The following is an 18,386-nucleotide window of genomic DNA, read 5'->3' on the forward strand; positions in this document are numbered from 1 at the left end:
AATATTTTGTCTAAAAGAGCACTAATTAGCGTATCTGATAAAGCTGGTATTGTAGAATTTGCCAAGAAACTTGCAAGCCTTGATTTTGAAATCATCTCAACTGGTGGAACAAAAAAAGCACTCGATGAGGCTGGTCTAGCAACTATTGCCATCGATACGGTGACAGAATTTCCAGAAATGATGGATGGTCGTGTAAAAACCCTTCACCCTAAAATTCATGGGGGTCTTCTTGCAAGAAGAGATGATGAAAACCACCTCAAGGCCATGGAAGAAAATGATATCCAGGCCATTGACCTGGTTGTTGTTAATCTTTATCCTTTCAAGGAAACCATCCTCAAAGAGGGAGTTACAGAGGCAGAAGCCATTGAAAACATTGATATCGGTGGGCCAAGCATGATCCGCTCAGCTGCTAAAAATAGCCAGGACGTAACTGTCTTAGTCGATCCTGTTGATTATGAAAAAGTTTTAGAAGAACTTGCAAAAGAAGGTGCAACAAGCCTTTCAACTAGGAAGAAGCTAGCAGCCAAGGCATTTAGACATACTGCGGCATACGACGCTTTAATTGCAGGTTATTTGACTGAAAAAGTTGGTCTTGAAAGACCTGAAAAATTAACTTTGACCTATGATTTAAAAGAATCATTAAGGTACGGGGAAAACAGCCACCAAAGGGCAGCCTTTTATGAAAATCCCCTTCCGGTAGCCTACTCAATTGCCCAAGCTAAACAACTCCACGGAAAAAAACTTTCATATAATAATATCAAGGATGCGGATGCTGCCATCAAAATTTCTCGTGAATATACAAAACCTACAGTCGTAGCCTTAAAACACATGAACCCTTGCGGAATTGGAACAGCCTGTGACATTGATACTGCCTTTGATCTAGCCTATGATGCAGACCCACTTTCAATCTTCGGCGGAATCATTGTCTTAAACCGTGAGGTTGATAGTGTAACAGCTGAAAAAATGAGCAAAATCTTCCTTGAGATTATCATTGCACCAAGCTTTAGCCAAGCAGCCCTTGAGATTTTAAGTCGTAAGAAGAATATCCGCCTGTTAACCCTTGATTTTTCAAGCACTAAAACAAGTGATAGGGAGACCGTCTCTGTCTTAGGTGGCCTTTTGATTCAGGACCAAGACTTGCCAGAAAGTGACCTCGTTCAAAATTGGCATGTCGTTACTGACCGTAAACCAACCAATGAAGAGCTTGAAGCCCTTGAATTTGCTTGGAATGCTGTTAAGCATGTTAAATCAAATGCCATTTTACTTGCTAGTAAGGAGCAAACAGTAGGTATCGGTGCAGGTCAAATGAACCGTGTTGGTTCAGTTAAAATCGCTGTTGAACAAGCCCAAGAAAGCGGTAAGCTTGAAGGAGCAGTTCTTGCAAGTGATGCCTTCTTCCCCATGGATGACTCAGTTGAATTTGCCGGTGAAAATGGCATTAAAGCCATTATTCAACCAGGAGGATCAATTAAGGACCAGGATTCCATTGATATGGCTAACAAATACGGCATTGCCATGATCTTTACTGACGTTCGTCATTTTAGACATTAAGAAGGAGTTAGCTTTGAAGTTACTAGTAATTGGAAGCGGTGGTCGTGAACACGCCCTTGCTAAAAAATTTTTAGAAGATGATAAGGTCACTCAGGTTTTTTGTGCCAAGGGTAACCCCGGTATGAAAAAAGACGGAATTACTCTTGTTGATATTCCAGAAGATGACCACTCAAGCTTAATCGCCTTTGCTCAAAAAAATGATGTAGCATGGACCTTTGTAGGGCCAGAAATCCCGCTTGCAAATGGAATTGTTGATGATTTTCAGCAGGCAGGACTTAAGATTTTTGGGCCAGATAAGGCGGCAGCTCAGATTGAAGGGTCTAAGGACTTTGCCAAGAAACTCATGGACAACTACAAGATTCCAACAGCAGCCTATGCGACCTTTACAGACCTTGATCAGGCCAAGAAATACGTCGAGGAAAAGGGTGCCCCAATTGTAATTAAGGCAGATGGGCTTGCAGCTGGTAAAGGTGTTGTTGTTGCCTTGGATATGGCAACGGCCCTAGAGGCTCTTGAAGACATGCTTGAAGGTAATAAATTTGGGCAATCAGGATCTAAGGTTGTCGTTGAAGACTTCCTTGAAGGAGAAGAGTTCTCCCTACTAGCCTTTGTCAGAAATGAGAAGGTTTATCCCATGGTTATCTCTCAAGACCACAAAAGAGCCTATGATGGTGATCTAGGACCTAATACTGGCGGGATGGGAGCCTACTCACCAGTGCCCCAGATTTCTAAGGAGACTGTTGATCTTGCCATTAAAGAAGTCCTTCTTCCTGCCGCCTCTGGCATGGTGGCTAATGGCACGCCCTTTACTGGTATCTTGTATGCAGGACTTATTGCAAGCCAAGACGGCCCTAAGGTCATTGAATTTAATGCCCGCTTTGGTGACCCCGAAACCCAAGTAGTCCTTCCAAGGCTTGAAAGTAGCCTGGTTGATATTATCACTAATCTTTTGGCCGACAAGGAACCTCTTTTGGCTTGGAATAATCAAGTGACCCTGGGTGTAGTTCTTGCAGCCGAAGGATATCCTGGGACTCACAAGAAAGGAATGATTCTTCCTGACTTTAAGTCTGATTCTGTTAATGTTTATTATGCAGGTGTTGCTGAGAATCAGGCAGGGAAACTTACTGCAAATGGTGGACGAATTCTTCTCTTACAAGCCTCAGGAGAAAGTCTTGAAGAAGCTCAGGCTGAGATTTATGGCCTACTAGCAGAAACTCCACTAGAGCACATGTTTTACCGTAAGGATATTGGCTTTAAGGCACAAGCCAAGAATTTATAAGCTTAAAAGCCATAAGGGAGTAGTTAGTATCCCTTGTGGCTTTTATTATGGTCTTTATTAATTCCAAGGCTAGATTTCCCAGGTTTTACATTGGACACCAAAGGTGTATAATATAACTACTATATTAGAGAACTTTTAAGAATGGAGGTTCGTATGTCTGAGGCAAAAAAAATTAATGCAAAAACGCTTGAAGAGGCCAATAAAATATTTAAGTTGATGGGTAATCCCATTCGTTTGCAGATTCTTCACCTTCTTTCCCAGCAGGAACTTAATGTTGGAAAGATTGGTTCAATCCTAGGCCTTGAACAGTCGGCTGTGTCCCATCAATTGTCGCTTCTTAAGGAGGAGCAATTGGTCAGCTCAAAGAGAGAGGGAAAATCAGTCTACTATCAACTAGATGATAAGCATGTAGCCCATGTTATTAATGATACCATTGAACACGTTGAGCATATGTCCAAATAAAAGAACCCATCCTTTCTTTAAAAAGGGGATGGGTTTTATAATTGTCTAGTATTTTTTAAGGTAGATGGTGTCAATGAAGTGGTTAGATGACTTATGAAGGATCACATCAGCTCGATTTCTTGTGGGTCTAATATAATTCCTCAAGTTGACGAGATTTACTTCCTGCCAGGTGCTTTTGGCCAAGTCTTCTGCTTTTTCTCTGGGCCACTTGGCAAACTGGTGGTAGTAGTTCTTGGAATCGTTTTTGGCAAGCTCTAGGAGGCTGTTGAAACGTTCCAAATACCAATCTTCAATATCTTCTTCATCAGCGTCAACATAGATTGAAAAATCAAAGAAGTCAGACATGTAGAGGAGATCATTTTGCTGATTCTGAAAGACATTAATCCCCTCTAAAATCAAGATATCAGGTTTTTCAAGGACAAGCCTTTGATCAGGGATAATATCATAAATTTCATGCGAATAAAGGGGGACTGAAACTGATTTTTTCCCACTTTTTATGTCATATAAAAAATTAAGGATGGCTTCCATATCGTAAGATTCTGGAAATCCCTTGCGGTGCATGAGCTTGTTTTCCTTGAGGTAGGCATTGGGGTACAAAAAACCATCAGTTGTCACAAGGTCAACCTTGGTGTTTTTAAAAACCCGGGCCAAGAGAGTCTGCATTAGCCTTGCTGTGGTGCTCTTACCGACAGCAACACTTCCTGATATTCCAATAATCAGGGTGGGAGTTTCATTTATCTTTTGGAGGAAGAGCCCTTTTGAGAAGGTCATATCATCCAGGTTCTTTCGGTAGATACGTAAAAGATGAACCAGGGGATGGTAGACATCAACTACATCCTGCATATTTATGCGGTCATTTAGGGAGCGAATGCTTTCAAGTTCTGCCTCAGTTAGTTTAGGAATGCTCTTCTTATACAAGTCTTGCCAGTCTTTACGGTCAATTCGGTCAAAATTAATAAATTCTCTCATATCTTTCCAATAATACCACAAAAAACGGTTACATGTTAAATAATATGTTAGAAATGTGTTAGAATAGATGAGTGTTATTTGCTTTAGGATATGGCTAGATTAGTGGATTTTTTGGTGGTTTTTTATAAATTGTGAACCTGCTAAACTTATCTTAACTACTAGCTAGATTTATAATGGGCAAATGCAGGTAGCTAGATTTAAGCCTAGCTAAAAAAAGAGAAAGAGGTTGAAGTAGTTGGCTAAAATGTACTTTGATGAAAATCCAGATGCCAAGCATGACATTCATGAGTTGAAGGTAACTTTACTAGATGTACCCATGTCATTTTTGACTGATAGTGGTGTTTTTAGTAAGACACAGATTGACTTTGGTAGTCGTGTCCTCCTTGACAATGTTTCCATGGAGGAGGGAAGTAGCCTGCTTGATGTAGGTTGTGGTTACGGGCCAATTGGCCTGACCCTTGCAAAAAAATACGGGGTAAATCCAACTTTAATTGATGTTAATGAGCGTGCCTTGGGTCTTGCCCAAAAAAATGCTGCAAGTAATCAAATCAAGGCTCAAATCCTTAAGTCTGATGTCTACCAAGGAGTTTTGGGAGAAAAATTTAATCACATCGTTAGTAATCCACCCATTCGGGCAGGAAAAGCGGTGGTTCATTCAGTCCTAACAGGAGCCTATGACCATCTGAACCCTGGTGGTGATCTTGTAATTGTCATCCAGAAAAAACAAGGAGCTCCGTCAGCTCAGAAGAAAATGGAGGAAACCTTTGGTAATGTTGAGGTTGTTGCCAAGGAAAAAGGATACTTTATCTTAAGGAGTGTAAAAGAATGACTTATAGGATGATTGATCTTATTCAGAAAAAAAGGGATGGATATGCTCTTGATCAAGCTGAAATCTACTGGTTGGTAGATAATTACGCCAAGGGTGTTGTTCCTGACTATCAAATGTCGGCTCTTGCCATGGCTATTTATTTTCAGGGTATGACTACAGATGAAACCCATCATTTAACCATGGCCATGGTTGATAGCGGTAAGCAGATTGACCTTTCTTCCATTGAGGGAGTCAAGGTTGACAAGCACTCAACAGGTGGAGTTGGGGACAAGGTGAGTATCATCTTAGGCCCTCTTGTGGCAAGTTTTGACGTTCCTGTTGCTAAGATGAGCGGGCGTGGTCTTGGTCATACTGGTGGTACCATTGATAAGCTTGAGTCAATTACAGGCTTTGAGACTGAACTTCCTGAGGAGCGTTTTATTAGCCAGGTTCAAGATATCAATCTTGCCATTATTTCCCAGTCAGATGAATTGGTTAAGGCTGATAAATTACTTTATGCCCTGCGAGATGTGACGGCAACGGTTGATATTATACCCTTGATTGCAAGTTCTATCATGAGTAAGAAGATTGCGGCAGGAGCTGATGCCATCCTACTTGATGTGACAGTTGGAGATGGAGCCTTCATGAAGAATCTTTCTGATGCTGAAACTCTTGCAAGAACCATGGTTGATCTTGGTAAGGCTGTTGGGCGTGATACAGTAGCTGTCTTGACTGATATGAGGGAGCCTTTGGGTTATACGATTGGTAATAAGCTTGAGATACTTGAAGCTATTGAGGTCATGGAAGGGCGTGGTAGTAAGGAATTAACTGACTTTATCTGCCAACTGGCTAAGATTATGCTTGCCCTTTCAGGACTTGAGAAGACTGAGCAAGAAATTCATGACCATCTGGTTAATGGAGCTGCCCTTAAAAAATTCGATGAATTTATAAGAGCCCAAGCTGGTGACCTTATAGACAGTAGAAAGCTTAATAAAACGAAGTATTCTTACGACTTTAAGGCGGATCATGCAGGATTCATTGAAGAACTTCCAGCAGATATTTTAGGTCGTTTGGCCATGAAGGCTGGAGCAGGGCGTGCGACAAAGGCTGATAAGATTGACATGGATGCAGGAATTGTCCTTAAAAAGAAAATTGGCCATGCAGTAGAGGTGGGTGACATAGTCTTCACTATCTACTATAATAATAATCTGGCCCAATCTGATATTGAAGCCGTTCGTCCATCAATTAAGATTGGCCCTAATAAAAAAGAAATAAAAGAAATTTTGGAGATTATCAAGTAATGACTAAGTTAAACAAATACATTGACCATACGGTTTTAAAGGCTGATTCAGCCAAGGAAAAAGTAAGCCAAATCATTGAAGAGGCTAAAAAATATGACTTTAAGAGTGTCTGTATCAATCCTACATGGGTAGAATTTGCAGCCCAAGAGCTAAAAGACTCTGATGTTTTAGTATGTACAGTTATTGGCTTCCCTCTAGGGGCAAATACTCCTCAAACCAAGGCCTTTGAAACTTCAAATGCTGTAGCTAACGGTGCTAATGAGGTTGACATGGTAATCAATATTGGTGCCCTTAAGTCAGGTGACCTTGATTTAGTTGAAGCTGACATCAAGGCTGTAGTTGATGCAAGTGGTGACGCCCTCACTAAGGTAATCATCGAAACTTCCCTTCTTACTGACCAAGAAAAAGTTACAGCTTGTAAGATTGCCAAAAAAGTAGGAGCTGATTTTGTTAAGACTTCAACTGGTTTTTCTACAGGTGGTGCAACAGTAGAAGATATCCGCCTCATGCGTGATACAGTAGGGCCTGACATGGGTGTTAAGGCAAGTGGTGGAATCTACAGTGCTGCTGACGCTGAAGCGATGATTGAAGCTGGAGCAACAAGAATTGGGACAAGTGCCGGAGTTGCCATTATGGAGGGTGAAAAAGCAAACGATGGATATTAAAAAGTTACAAGCTGCTGCTATTAATGCCAGTAAAAATGCCTATGTTCCTTACTCAGATTTTCCAGTAGGGGCTGCCCTTCTTACCATTGATGGGAAAATTTACGAGGGCTGTAATATTGAGAACGCATCATTTGGCCTTACAAACTGTGCTGAAAGAACGGCTATTTTTAAGGCCATCAGTGAGGGACAGGAGAAGGGCGAATTTGTTGCTCTTGCTGTTTACGGCGACAAGGCTGCAAAACCAATCTCACCTTGCGGAGCTTGCAGGCAGGTAATGGTTGAATTCTTTGACCGTGATTTTCCAGTTTATTTAATTTCTAATACTAACCAAGTTAAAAAAATTATGATAACCGACCTTTTACCCTATCAATTTGATGAATTAAGTTGATATGTTACAAAATTACTCTTGTAATTGTTAAATAAATGTAATATAATTATTACCTGTAGGCATTTTTATGCCATATAGAAATGGAAAAGGTGGAGTCAATTTCATGAACAAAAAAATCTTAGCAGCAAGTCTTGCAACTGGTGCAGTTTTAACCTTAACAGCATGTGGGTCTCGTGATGGTGGAGCTTCAAAATCAGGTGATACCGATGTAAAAGTCGCTATGGTAGCCGATACTGGAGGTATTGATGACCGTTCCTTTAACCAATCAGCTTGGGAAGGTCTTCAAGCTTGGGGTAAGGATCACAAACTTTCAAAAGATAAGGGCTTTACCTATTATAACTCAGGATCTGAAGCTGACTTTGCCAACAACTTCAGCCAGGCAGTAGCAAGTGGCTACAACCTAATCTATGGTATCGGCTTTAAGTTGACTAAGGATTTAGAAGATGCTGCTAAAAATAATACAGATACTAAATTTGTTATTATTGATAATGAAATTGACGGCCTAGACAACGTAGCAAGTGCAACATTTGCCGACCAAGAGGGGGCATATCTTGCAGGAGTAGCTGCCGCTAAAACTACTAAGACAAACAAGGTAGGATTTATCGGTGGTGTGGAAAACGTTGTAATCAAACGTTTTGAAGCAGGTTTTGTGGCAGGTGTTAAATCAGTTAACCCTAATATTGATGTAAAAGTTGACTATGCCGCAAGCTTCTCAGACGCTGCCAAAGGAAAATCAATTGCCTCAGCCCAATATGCAACTGGTGCAGATGTAATCTACCAGGCTGCAGGTGGGGTAGGAAACGGAGTTTTCTCTGCTGCTAAAGATGAAAATGAGAGAAAAGACGAAGCTGACAAGGTTTGGGTAATCGGAGTTGACCGCGACCAAAAAGATGAAGGTTCATACAAGTCTAAGGACGGTAAGGAATCTAACTTTGTTCTTGGTTCAACAATCAAGGAAGTTGGAAAAGTTATCCAAATCATTAGTGATGAGACAGTTAAAGGCAGCTTCCCTGGTGGAAAACACATCGCCTATGGTATCAAGGATGGATCAGTTGACTTTGCTCAAACAAACCTTTCAAATGATGCTAAAAAAGCTGTAGAAGATGCTCGTACTGAAATTAAAGATGGAAAAATTACAGTTCCAGAAAAATAAAAAAAGAGATTAGGAAAATTCCTAATCTCTTTTTAATTTGTTAAATGGTAAACATTTGGGGCTCTTGGAAACTTTTTATGAAAAACGTTCGTTTTTTGCCCTTTTAGAAAACGTTTTCTATATATTAATCTTAAGATTATCTTGTAAAAATAAAAATAATGTACTATAATTTACTTGAAAGTGATTGATAGCAATCATTAGCTAGGAAAGAATAAATTTTTGGAGGATTAACTTTATTATGAACAAACGTGTTTTAGGTGCTGGTCTTGCAGCTACAGCCCTCTTATCGCTTACTGCTTGTGGTTCACGTGATGGAAAAGACTCATCAGCTAAGTCTGAGGGGAAAACAGACCTTAAAATTGCCATGATTACTGATACAGGTGGTGTTGATGATAAGTCATTCAACCAATCAGCCTGGGAAGGAATGCAAGCTTGGGGTAAAGATCACGGTCTTTCAAAAGATAAGGGATATACTTACTTTGTTTCAACAAATGAATCAGACTTTGCCAACAACTTTGACACAGCAGTTGCTGACGGTTATGGCCTAATCTTCGGTGTAGGTTTCAAACTTCAAAAGGCTGTTGAAGAGGCTGCTGCTAAGAATACAAGCACTAAGTTTGTAATCATTGATGATGAAGTTACTGGTAAAGACAATGTAGCAAGTGCAACATTTGCCGATCAAGAAGCTGCATACCTTGCAGGAGTTGCTGCTGCTAAAACTACTAAGACAAACAAGGTAGGATTTATCGGTGGTGTTGAAGGTACAGTAATCACTCGTTTTGAAAAAGGTTTTGTGGCTGGTGTTAAATCAGTAGACAAAAACATTGACGTAAAAGTTGACTACGCTGCTGACTTTGCTGATGCTTCAAAAGGTAGAACAATCGCTGCTGCTCAATACGCAAGTGGAGTTGATGTAATCTATCAAGCTGCTGGTGGAACTGGTGCTGGTGTCTTCTCTGCTGCTAAATCAGAAAATGAAAGAAAAGACGAAGCTGACAAGGTTTGGGTAATCGGAGTTGACCGTGACCAAGCTGATGAAGGTTCATACAAGTCTAAAGATGGTAAAGAATCTAACTTCGTTCTAGGTTCATCTATCAAGGGTGTAGGTGCTGTTGTTAAGGCTCTTGCCAACGAAACAGTTGACGGAAAATTCCCTGGTGGAAAACACGAAGTATTTGGTATCAAAGACGGATCAGTTGACTTCGTTGAAACAAATCTTTCAGCTGACGCTAAAAAAGCTGTTGACGCTGCTCGTACTGAAATCAAAGATGGTAAAGTAGAAGTTCCAGAAAAATAATGAAAATACCATGAAAACGAGAATTATTCTCGTTTTTGTGTGCCTAAACTACTTACAAATAACCAGGGATTTTGATATAATTATAATCATCTATGCAAATGGAAAAGCAGATATCACTTCCATGGTAGGAATAAAAAGACGAGGAAAAATTAATGGCTGAAAATGTTATTGAAATGCGTAATGTCAGAAAAGTCTTTGGTAATTTTGTTGCTAATGATAATATCAATCTGACCCTTCGCAAGGGAGAAATCCACGCCTTACTTGGTGAAAATGGAGCCGGAAAGTCAACCCTTATGAACATGCTTGCAGGACTTTTAGAGCCTACAAGTGGGGAGATTTTAATAAATGGTCAGGTTGAGAAGATTGACTCTCCGTCCAAGGCTACAAAACTGGGTATCGGAATGGTCCACCAGCACTTTATGCTGATTGATGCCTTTACGGTAACTGAGAATATCATCCTAGGTGATGAAAAGACATCAGGCCTAAAGCTCAATACTAAGGATGCGGCTAAAGAGATTGAAGCCCTGTCTAAAAGATATGGTCTTGAGGTGACACCTGATGCTTATGTCAGAGATATTGGTGTCGGCCAGCAACAAAGGGTTGAAATTATTAAAACTCTTTACCGTAAGGCTGATATCATCATCTTTGATGAGCCAACAGCAGTTTTAACGCCTGCTGAAATTGGTGAGTTAATGCAAATCATGAAGGAGCTTGCTAAGGAAGGGAAATCAATCATTTTGATTACCCACAAATTAGATGAAATTCGTGAGGTTGCTGATCGTGTGACTGTCATTAGACGTGGTCAAATGATTGATACAGTTAGCGTTGAAGGCCGTTCTAACCAAGAACTGGCTGAAATGATGGTTGGACACAGCGTATCATTTAAGACTGATAAGATTGAGTCGACTCCAGGGGATGTTGTCCTTGAGATTGATTCTCTTGTGGTTAATGAGGGACGCGGAGTGCCTGCTGTAAATAACCTAAGTCTTTCAGTAAGAGCTGGTGAGATTGTTGGGATTGCAGGTATTGACGGCAACGGTCAAAGTGAGTTAATTCAGGCTATTACAGGTCTTCGTAAGGTTGAAAGTGGCCTTATTAAGATTAAAGGGCATGAGGCAACTAACCTTACGCCACGTAAGATTACAGAAATGGCTGTTGGTCACGTTCCTGAAGACCGTCACCGTGACGGTTTAGTTCTTGACATGACACTAGCTGAAAACATTGCCCTTCAAACTTACTATAAGTCACCTTTAAGCAAGCACGGCTTCCTAAATTACAAGGAAATCAATGCCCATGCAAGGGAGTTGATTGAAGAGTTTGACGTAAGGACAGCTAGTGAGCTTGTAGCAGCAAGGTCTTTATCTGGTGGTAACCAGCAAAAGGCAATTATTGCTAGGGAGATTGACTTAAATCCTGACTTACTTATCGTCAGCCAGCCAACTCGTGGTCTTGACGTTGGTGCCATCGAATATATCCACAAACGTCTGATTCAGGCACGTGATGAAGGAAAGGCTGTACTTGTAGTAAGTTTTGAGCTAGATGAGATTTTAAATGTTTCAGATAGAATAGCTGTTATCCATAGTGGTAAGATACAAGGAATCGTTACTCCAAAAGATACCAACAAGCAAGAGCTTGGTATCCTGATGGTTGGCGGGAAAGGAGGAGAGACTAAGTAAGATCTCTTCTTCCGCTTAGTCTTAATTATTATGAAAACATTTGACTTGAAGAAATTCTTAGTCCCAGTGGTGGCCGTGTTATTTGGTTTCCTATTTGGGGCCATCATCATGCTAATCTTTGGCTATAATCCTCTTTGGGGTTATGAAGATCTTTTAACTTCAGCCTTTGGGACAACAAGAAGTATCGGTGAAATCTTTAGAAGTATGGGGCCTCTAATTCTTACGGCCTTGAGTTTTGCGGTCGCAAGTCAAGCTGGACTCTTCAATATCGGAATGAGTGGACAGGCCTTGTGCGGCTGGATGGCAAGCGTTTGGTTTGCCCTAAGCTTCCCAGATATTCCAAGACTTGTTATGATTCCTCTTTTAATCATCATTGGTATGCTTGCAGGTGCTCTAGCCGCAGCTATTCCAGGGATTTTAAGGGCCTATCTTGGAACCAGCGAAGTTATTGTAACAATCATGCTTAACTACGTTGTTCTCTTTGTTTCTACTTATTTAATTCACTATAAATTTAGTAAAAATATTCTAGCTGAGAAGGATTCAACCCTCCAGGTTGGAGCTAATGCTACCTTTAGGACAGAGTGGCTATCATCAATTACCAATAATTCACGTTTGAACATTGGGATTTTCATCGCCCTCATTGTTTTAATCCTTGTCTACATTATGATGACTAAAACAACTCTTGGTTTTGAAATTCGCTCAGTTGGGCTAAATCCTTTTGCCAGCGAATATGCTGGTATGTCAAGTAAACGTATTGTTGTAAGCTCGATGCTTATCGCAGGAGCTCTTGCAGGACTTGGAGGTACAATCGAAGGACTTGGAACCTTCCAAAACTTCTTCGTTCAACCATCTAGTCCATCCATTGGTTTTGACGGGATGGCTGTAGCCCTTCTGGGACAAAATAGCCCCCTTGGAATCCTCTTCTCATCATTCCTCTTCTCTATCCTAAAGGTTGGGGCACCAGGAATGAACAAGACAGGAATTCCACCAGAAATCGTAAGTATTGTTATTGCAAGTATTATCTTCTTTGTGGGGATTAAATATGTAATTGAAAAAATAATCCCAAATTTCAAGGAAAAAGGAGGTAAGGCATAATGGATTTAATAACTATCTTTCAATTATTGATTTCATCAATGCTCATCTATGCAACTCCCTTGATTCTAACAAGTCTTGGAGGAACCTTCTCTGAGCGTTCAGGAGTTGTTAATGTGGGTCTTGAAGGTATCATGGTCATGGGAGCTTTCTCAGCCATCGTCTTCAACCTAACTTTTACAAACCAGCTTGGTGCAGCTACTCCTTGGATTGCCTGCCTGGCTGGAGGAGTGGTGGGTCTTCTTTTCTCACTAATCCATGCCCTAGCATCAGTATCTCTTCGTGCCAACCAAATTATCAGCGGTACAGTAATTAATCTGATGGCACCAGCATTAGCCGTTTTCCTAACAAAAATCCTTTACGGGAAGGGACAAACTGATAACATTAGAGAGAGTTTTGGTTACTATGACTTCCCAGTCCTTGCAAAAATTCCTGTTATTGGTCCAATTTTCTTTGAAAAAACATCCCTTGTGGGTTATGTGGCCATCCTGATTTCCTTTGTTGCCTGGTATGTTCTCTTTAAAACACGCTTTGGCCTTCGTCTAAGAAGTGTGGGAGAAAACCCTCAAGCGGCTGATACTCTTGGAATTAACGTTTATAAAATGCGTTACCTAGGAGTTATGATTTCAGGTTTTCTTGGAGGAATTGGGGGAGCAATCTTTGCTCAGTCAATCTCGGTTAACTTCAGCGGGACAACAATCGCAGGTCAAGGTTTCATCGCCATGGCAGCTATGATCTTTGGTAAGTGGAATCCAATCGGAGCCATGCTTGCCAGTCTCTTCTTTGGATTATCTCAAAGCTTGTCAGTAATCGGTGGTCAGCTTCCACTATTTGCTAATGTTCCTATTGTTTACTTGCAAATTGCACCTTACGTTCTTACAATTGTCGTTCTTGCAGTTTTCCTTGGTAAGTCAACAGGACCAAAAGCTAACGGTGTTAACTACATCAAATCAAAATAAAAGTAGAACCAACAAATCTTCAAAAATTTGTTGGTTTTTATTTATCTTTATGGATTGAATGGTTATAATAGACTTAAAATAGCAGAGGAGGTAGTCACGTGGAAGTTCAAAAAATAGAAAGTCATCAAGGAAGAGAGCTCCTGCTTTCAAATGAAATCACTGCCAATGTCCTTGAGAGCTTCATAAGCTACCTGGATACAAGTCCCAAAACAATTGAAACTTACACCAAGGCTCTTAGGCAGATGTTCAAATATTTTGCCTTAAATAATATAAAAAATCCGCAAAGAGTTGATATTTTGGCCTACCGAGAGGGACTTAAGGATAGTGGACTTAAGCCTACAACTGTTCAAAACTATATTATGGCAGCAAGGATTTTCTTCCAGTGGACGGCTCAAGAGGGGATTTATCCCAATATTGCTGACAGGATTAAGGGAGCAAAGCTTGATAAAAACCACAAAAAGGACTATCTCACAGCTGAGCAGGTTAAGCACATCATTGGAAGTATCAAGCAAGATACAGAAGAGGGTCTTAGGAATTATGCCATCTTTTCTTTGATGATTACAGGTGGTTTGAGGACTGTTGAAGTTTCAAGGGCCGATGTTAAGGATTTAAGAATTTTGGGTCGTAATACTGTTCTTTATGTCCAAGGTAAGGGGCGGGAGGAGAAGACCGAATACATCAAGGTTTCTCTTCCTGTCGAAAAGGCCATTAGGGATTACTTGGCCAAGCGTGAGGATTTAGGCGAAGACAGCCCACTTTTTGCTTCCACCAGTAATAACAGTCGTGGTAAGCGACTTACTACTAGGTCAATCTCAACTATTGCTAAAAAAATTATGAAAGAAGCAGGCTATAATAGCGAACGACTAACAGCCCACAGCCTCAGACATACTGCCGTAACCCTAGCCCTCCTTGCAGGACATGATATAACAGAAGTACAGCAGTTTGCCAGACACTCAAGTCTCAACACAACCATGATTTACAACCATGCCCTTGACCGCGATAAAAATGGTTGCAGTGACGGAATATCGAACTCTATTTTTTGATGGATCTGTACAATTTTGAAGGATTGGTGATGTAGATGGAAGAACTTTTTAAAGAAGTTGAAGAAATAAAACATAAATATAAGAGCCATTTTAAAAGGGACATGCCTGATAAAATCATAGGTTGGTGGGATCCTGTTAATATTGCAAGTTATCCGAATGAGTTGAAAGATGGAGTTAGGAGAATGAATGAGGATGTTGAAAATGCTATAGCAACCAATACTCCCTTTCAATCAATACCAGATGATTTATGGGATGAAATTATTTTTTAAGCATTAGTATAAGCTAGTGCTTTTTTTGATCTTTATTTACCTTTCAGCCATTTTTTCTTAAATTTTTTGATTTTGCTAAAAAATGCAGAGGGAAATGATGGAAGTTTTATTTTTGGGCCAAAACAATTGATCTTTGTCATCTAGCCCAATTTTTTAAGAAAATATTTTTTTGCCTTCAACATTTACAAAAATTATAAAATATTTTCTTAAAATATAAATATTATTAATATACTTAAATATATAAAATATATTAATTAAAATAATAAAAAAATTAACTATATTAAATATATTTAAAAATAAATATTATAATTAACATCTACTTCCGCAAATAAGCATTAGCGGAAGTAGAAAAGAAAACCAAAATTAAGATATGTAATATATATTATTTTACAAAATCAATTAGTAAAAAACTTAAATATATAAAATAAATTAAATATTTAAATTAAATGCACAAAATAATAAATACTTATATTAAAATGTAAACTTTCAACTTTTTTCTTCTTTTCTTAAATAAAGTTGATAATACAAAAAAATCAATCTGTAAAATGCAGAAGAGAGATAAATGAAGTAGATTCTAAAAAATACAATAAAAAACCTCCCTACACAAGTAGAGAGGTTAATGTTAGTTATCGAATGACGATTAGTTTTTAGCTGCAGAAGCGAATTCTTCTTTGCTGAAAGCTTCGTTGATGATGTCTTTAAGTTGTTTAGCTGAAGCTTGCATTTTTTGAGTTTCAGCGTCGTTAAGTGGGATGTTAACTGGACGAACGATACCGTGAGCACCAACAACAGCTGGTTGACCGATAAATACGTCATCAATTCCGTATTGACCTTCTTGGAATACAGAAAGTGGAAGTACTGAATTTTCGTCGTTAAGGATTGCTTGAGTGATACGAGCAAGAGCTACAGCGATACCGTAGAAAGTAGCACCTTTTTTCTCGATGATTGAGTAAGCAGCATCACGTACTGATACGAATAGGTCAACAAGACCTTGCTCATCGATTCCTTCAACATCTTGTAGGAATTGTTCAAGTTTAACACCAGCAACGTTAGCATGTGACCAAACTGCGAATTCTGAATCTCCGTGTTCACCCATGATGTATGCGTGGACGCTACGTGCATCAACTCCAACTTTTTCAGCAAGAGCTTGACGGAAACGAGCTGAGTCAAGAGAAGTTCCTGATCCGATAACGCGTTCTTTAGGGAATCCTGAGAATTTCCAAGTTGAGTAAGTAAGAACGTCAACTGGGTTAGCAGCAACTAGGAAGATTCCGTTGAATCCACTTTCAACGATTTTAGTAACAACTTCTTTGTTGATACGTAGGTTTTTCTCAACTAGGTCAAGACGAGTTTCACCTGGTTTTTGAGGAGCACCAGCTGTAAGAACTACAAGGTCAGCATCGTGTGCGTCTGAGTAGTCAGCAGCGTAGATTTTTTTAGGTGAAGTGAAAGCAAGAGCATGGCTAAGGTCTTCAGCATCCCCTACAGTTTTTTCTTTAAAGATATCAACAATTCCAAGTTCTTGGGCGATACCTTGGTTAACAAGTGCGAAAGCGTAAGATGAACCTACAGCTCCATCACCAACAAGAATTACTTTTTTGTGTTGTTTAACATCAGTCATTTTTAAATCTCCTCTATTAAATTTAGATTAATTTGGATGGTTCTTGGAGAAAAACCATCAGACAGGTCAATTATACCACTTCGTTTATGCTTTGTCATTCGATTAACAAAGATTTTAAGTAGATTTTAAAGACAGCCTCAAAAAATTGTTATAAACAATTCACTTTATAATGCAACACCATACATAATGCTAGGATGATAGGTTTAGCTTTCATCCTTCATTTCCTTGATTCTCTCAAGGTCAGGTGTAACCCGAAGGGTCTTTTGGCCAGTATAGGTGACAAAACCTGGAGCAGAGCCAGCAGGCTTATTTAATTTTTTAATCTCAATCATATCAACTTGGACCAGGTTTGACATTCTTGCCTTAGAGAAATAGGCAGCAAGCATGGCAGCTTCTGTAACGACCTCATCACTTGGACTAGGGTTATCTCTTAGGACAACATGACTTCCTGCAAGATCCTTGGCATGGAACCAAAGGTCATTTTTCCGGGCAATCTTATGGGTCAACTGCTCATTTTGCAGGTTGTTTTTCCCAACTAAGATTAGACTTCCATCACTTGCGATATATCGCTCAGGATCCTTAAGTTTCTGGCGTTTATTATCCCTTTTTCTAAGTTTAATATAGCCTGTTTGGATTAACTCTTCCTTGATTTCAGCGATTTCGGATAAGTCAGCCTGGGCCAGGGAATTTTCAACACTTTCCAGGTATAAAATAGCCCGTTTGGTCTGTTCAATTTGACTGTTGAGATATTTAACTGCCTGCTTTAGCTTTTGATACTTGTGGAAGTATTTTTGAGCATTTTGGTTGGGCGTTAAGGCCTTATTTAGAGCTATTTCAATCTTTTGGCCGTCATAGTAGTTATCAAGGATGACAGAATCCTTGTTGTTTGGTACCTGATGGAGGAAGGTTGTAAGAAGCTCTCCCTTTTGCCTGAAGCTTTCAGCCTTGTCGGTTGCCTTAAGTTCACGCTCTTGTTTCTTGAGTTTTTGGCGGTTCTTTTTAAGCTCATTGTCAACCTTACGGATAACCTCGCTTGCTACCTGGCGAACCCGGTCACGCTCAGCCTTATCTGAATAATAGGCATCTAAAAGCTCAGATAGATTATCATAAGCTAGATAATCATCGGCTAATTTGAGGGCCGAAAAATTGTCACTTGAGGGATAAAGAGATGGGCATAGATTGTTGATAAAATCATGGAAGGACTTTATCTTCTCATTGGGAAGAAGCCTTTTTTCAAGGGCTATTGCCGTATCTCGTCCTAGACCTTGAAAGGCCTTCTGCAAATTATCCTCAGTATTTAAGATATCAAATAATTTATCATCACTTACAGTAAAAGGATTAATCTTACTGTCACTAGGTGGTGCCAAATAGGTACTTCCTGGAAGAATGGTCCGGTAGGCATTTTGCGAGAATCCCACATGCTTGATTGATTCAAGAATCTTGTTTGATTTTCGATCAACCAAAAGAATATTTGAATGTTTACCCATAATTTCACAGATTAGGGCAATCTCCATGGCATCTCCGATTTCATTCTTGCTGGAAATTTCAAAGATAATCTGCCTATCGTTTTCAACCTGCTCGATACTGTTAATGAGAGCACCATTTAGGTACTTTCTCAAAATCATTACAAAGGTTGTAGGAGTCTTTGGGTTCTCAAAAATGGTCTTGGTCAGCTGAATACGACCAAAACTTGGGTGGGCAGACAAAAGAAGCTTGTGGGTCTTACCATTCCCCCTAATTGTTAAAACCAGCTCCTTATCAAAGGGTTGGTTTATTTTTTGAATTCGTCCACCAGTCAGACTACTCCTGAGTTCAGAGGTCATATAGTGGAGAAAAATACCATCAAAAGCCAT

General features: G+C 39.7%; 17 protein-coding genes. 14 read left to right on the top strand and 3 right to left on the bottom strand.

The window, feature by feature from the left end:
* Positions 1-6 precede the first annotated feature (6 nt).
* From purH to OZX68_03540, 3 genes are all read left to right on the top strand, one after another.
* Entirely contained in the window at positions 7-1,551 is a 1,545-nt protein-coding gene (purH, locus tag OZX68_03530) for a bifunctional phosphoribosylaminoimidazolecarboxamide formyltransferase/IMP cyclohydrolase (protein WEV61312.1), read from the top strand.
* 13 nt (positions 1,552-1,564) lie between these two features.
* Complete coding sequence (gene purD / locus OZX68_03535; GenBank protein ID WEV61313.1) at positions 1,565-2,830, top strand: phosphoribosylamine--glycine ligase; 1,266 nt, start codon at positions 1,565-1,567, stop codon at positions 2,828-2,830.
* A gap of 153 nt (positions 2,831-2,983) precedes the next feature.
* Positions 2,984-3,292: a metalloregulator ArsR/SmtB family transcription factor gene (locus tag OZX68_03540; GenBank protein WEV61314.1), complete on the top strand. Its 309-nt coding sequence runs from the start codon at positions 2,984-2,986 to the stop codon at positions 3,290-3,292.
* A 45-nt stretch (positions 3,293-3,337) separates the two neighbouring features.
* Here the strand turns inward: OZX68_03540 and coaA are convergent, their stop codons facing one another.
* Positions 3,338-4,261, bottom strand: a complete 924-nt coding sequence (coaA, locus tag OZX68_03545; GenBank protein ID WEV61315.1) for a type I pantothenate kinase — start codon at positions 4,259-4,261, stop codon at positions 3,338-3,340.
* Positions 4,262-4,496: 235 nt separating this feature from the next.
* Here coaA and OZX68_03550 point away from each other — a divergent pair, with 235 nt between their 5' ends.
* From OZX68_03550 to OZX68_03600, 11 genes are all read left to right on the top strand, one after another.
* The gene (locus tag OZX68_03550; protein WEV61316.1) at positions 4,497-5,090 is read left to right on the top strand and encodes a class I SAM-dependent methyltransferase; all 594 of its coding nucleotides are present in this window, start codon (positions 4,497-4,499) and stop codon (positions 5,088-5,090) included.
* Entirely contained in the window at positions 5,087-6,370 is a 1,284-nt protein-coding gene (locus tag OZX68_03555; protein ID WEV61317.1) for a pyrimidine-nucleoside phosphorylase, read from the top strand. The genes OZX68_03550 and OZX68_03555 overlap by 4 nt, the downstream gene beginning before the upstream one ends.
* Positions 6,370-7,035 carry a deoxyribose-phosphate aldolase gene (gene deoC / locus OZX68_03560; protein ID WEV61318.1) on the top strand — a complete coding sequence of 222 codons (666 nt, stop codon included), beginning with the start codon at positions 6,370-6,372 and terminating at the stop codon, positions 7,033-7,035. The genes OZX68_03555 and deoC overlap by 1 nt, the downstream gene beginning before the upstream one ends.
* Positions 7,025-7,423 carry a cytidine deaminase gene (locus OZX68_03565; GenBank protein WEV61319.1) on the top strand — a complete coding sequence of 133 codons (399 nt, stop codon included), beginning with the start codon at positions 7,025-7,027 and terminating at the stop codon, positions 7,421-7,423. Before deoC ends, OZX68_03565 begins: the two co-directional genes overlap by 11 nt.
* A gap of 103 nt (positions 7,424-7,526) precedes the next feature.
* Positions 7,527-8,576, top strand: coding sequence for a BMP family protein (locus OZX68_03570; GenBank protein ID WEV61320.1), 1,050 nt, complete (start codon positions 7,527-7,529; stop codon positions 8,574-8,576).
* A 238-nt stretch (positions 8,577-8,814) separates the two neighbouring features.
* On the top strand, positions 8,815-9,873 hold the full coding sequence (locus tag OZX68_03575) for a BMP family protein (GenBank protein WEV61321.1): 1,059 nt from the start codon (positions 8,815-8,817) through the stop codon (positions 9,871-9,873).
* A 152-nt stretch (positions 9,874-10,025) separates the two neighbouring features.
* Positions 10,026-11,549 (top strand): ABC transporter ATP-binding protein, encoded by a 1,524-nt coding sequence (locus OZX68_03580; protein ID WEV61322.1) that lies wholly within the window; start codon positions 10,026-10,028, stop codon positions 11,547-11,549.
* Positions 11,550-11,579: 30 nt separating this feature from the next.
* Entirely contained in the window at positions 11,580-12,644 is a 1,065-nt protein-coding gene (locus OZX68_03585; GenBank protein WEV61323.1) for an ABC transporter permease, read from the top strand.
* Positions 12,644-13,600 (top strand): ABC transporter permease, encoded by a 957-nt coding sequence (locus tag OZX68_03590; protein WEV61324.1) that lies wholly within the window; start codon positions 12,644-12,646, stop codon positions 13,598-13,600. The genes OZX68_03585 and OZX68_03590 overlap by 1 nt, the downstream gene beginning before the upstream one ends.
* Before the next feature lie 98 nt (positions 13,601-13,698).
* Positions 13,699-14,643, top strand: a complete 945-nt coding sequence (locus OZX68_03595) for a tyrosine-type recombinase/integrase (protein ID WEV61325.1) — start codon at positions 13,699-13,701, stop codon at positions 14,641-14,643.
* 35 nt (positions 14,644-14,678) lie between these two features.
* The gene (locus OZX68_03600; protein ID WEV61326.1) at positions 14,679-14,912 is read left to right on the top strand and encodes a hypothetical protein; all 234 of its coding nucleotides are present in this window, start codon (positions 14,679-14,681) and stop codon (positions 14,910-14,912) included.
* Between the two features lie 640 nt (positions 14,913-15,552).
* Here OZX68_03600 and OZX68_03605 read toward each other — a convergent pair.
* Both OZX68_03605 and OZX68_03610 read right to left on the bottom strand, forming a co-directional pair.
* The gene (locus OZX68_03605; GenBank protein WEV61327.1) at positions 15,553-16,533 is read right to left on the bottom strand and encodes an L-lactate dehydrogenase; all 981 of its coding nucleotides are present in this window, start codon (positions 16,531-16,533) and stop codon (positions 15,553-15,555) included.
* A gap of 203 nt (positions 16,534-16,736) precedes the next feature.
* Positions 16,737-18,386: an NFACT RNA binding domain-containing protein gene (locus OZX68_03610; GenBank protein ID WEV61328.1), complete on the bottom strand. Its 1,650-nt coding sequence runs from the start codon at positions 18,384-18,386 to the stop codon at positions 16,737-16,739.

The sequence above is a fragment of the Streptococcaceae bacterium ESL0729 genome (assembly GCA_029391995.1).
Taxonomy (GTDB): Bacteria; Bacillota; Bacilli; order Lactobacillales; family Streptococcaceae; genus Floricoccus.

Excerpts from the sequence above, each read along its gene's own strand:
- OZX68_03570 (WEV61320.1), top strand. The coding sequence starts at position 7,527 with ATGAACAAAAAAATCTTAGCAGCAAGTCTTGCAACTGGTGCAGTTTTA.
- OZX68_03610 (WEV61328.1), bottom strand. The coding sequence starts at position 18,386 with ATGGCTTTTGATGGTATTTTTCTCCACTATATGACCTCTGAACTCAGG.
- OZX68_03565 (WEV61319.1), top strand. The coding sequence starts at position 7,025 with ATGGATATTAAAAAGTTACAAGCTGCTGCTATTAATGCCAGTAAAAAT.
- OZX68_03605 (WEV61327.1), bottom strand. The coding sequence starts at position 16,533 with ATGACTGATGTTAAACAACACAAAAAAGTAATTCTTGTTGGTGATGGA.
- OZX68_03590 (WEV61324.1), top strand. The coding sequence starts at position 12,644 with ATGGATTTAATAACTATCTTTCAATTATTGATTTCATCAATGCTCATC.
- OZX68_03585 (WEV61323.1), top strand. The coding sequence starts at position 11,580 with ATGAAAACATTTGACTTGAAGAAATTCTTAGTCCCAGTGGTGGCCGTG.
- OZX68_03575 (WEV61321.1), top strand. The coding sequence starts at position 8,815 with ATGAACAAACGTGTTTTAGGTGCTGGTCTTGCAGCTACAGCCCTCTTA.
- OZX68_03600 (WEV61326.1), top strand. The coding sequence starts at position 14,679 with ATGGAAGAACTTTTTAAAGAAGTTGAAGAAATAAAACATAAATATAAG.
- coaA (WEV61315.1), bottom strand. The coding sequence starts at position 4,261 with ATGAGAGAATTTATTAATTTTGACCGAATTGACCGTAAAGACTGGCAA.
- OZX68_03555 (WEV61317.1), top strand. The coding sequence starts at position 5,087 with ATGACTTATAGGATGATTGATCTTATTCAGAAAAAAAGGGATGGATAT.
- OZX68_03580 (WEV61322.1), top strand. The coding sequence starts at position 10,026 with ATGGCTGAAAATGTTATTGAAATGCGTAATGTCAGAAAAGTCTTTGGT.
- deoC (WEV61318.1), top strand. The coding sequence starts at position 6,370 with ATGACTAAGTTAAACAAATACATTGACCATACGGTTTTAAAGGCTGAT.
- OZX68_03540 (WEV61314.1), top strand. The coding sequence starts at position 2,984 with ATGTCTGAGGCAAAAAAAATTAATGCAAAAACGCTTGAAGAGGCCAAT.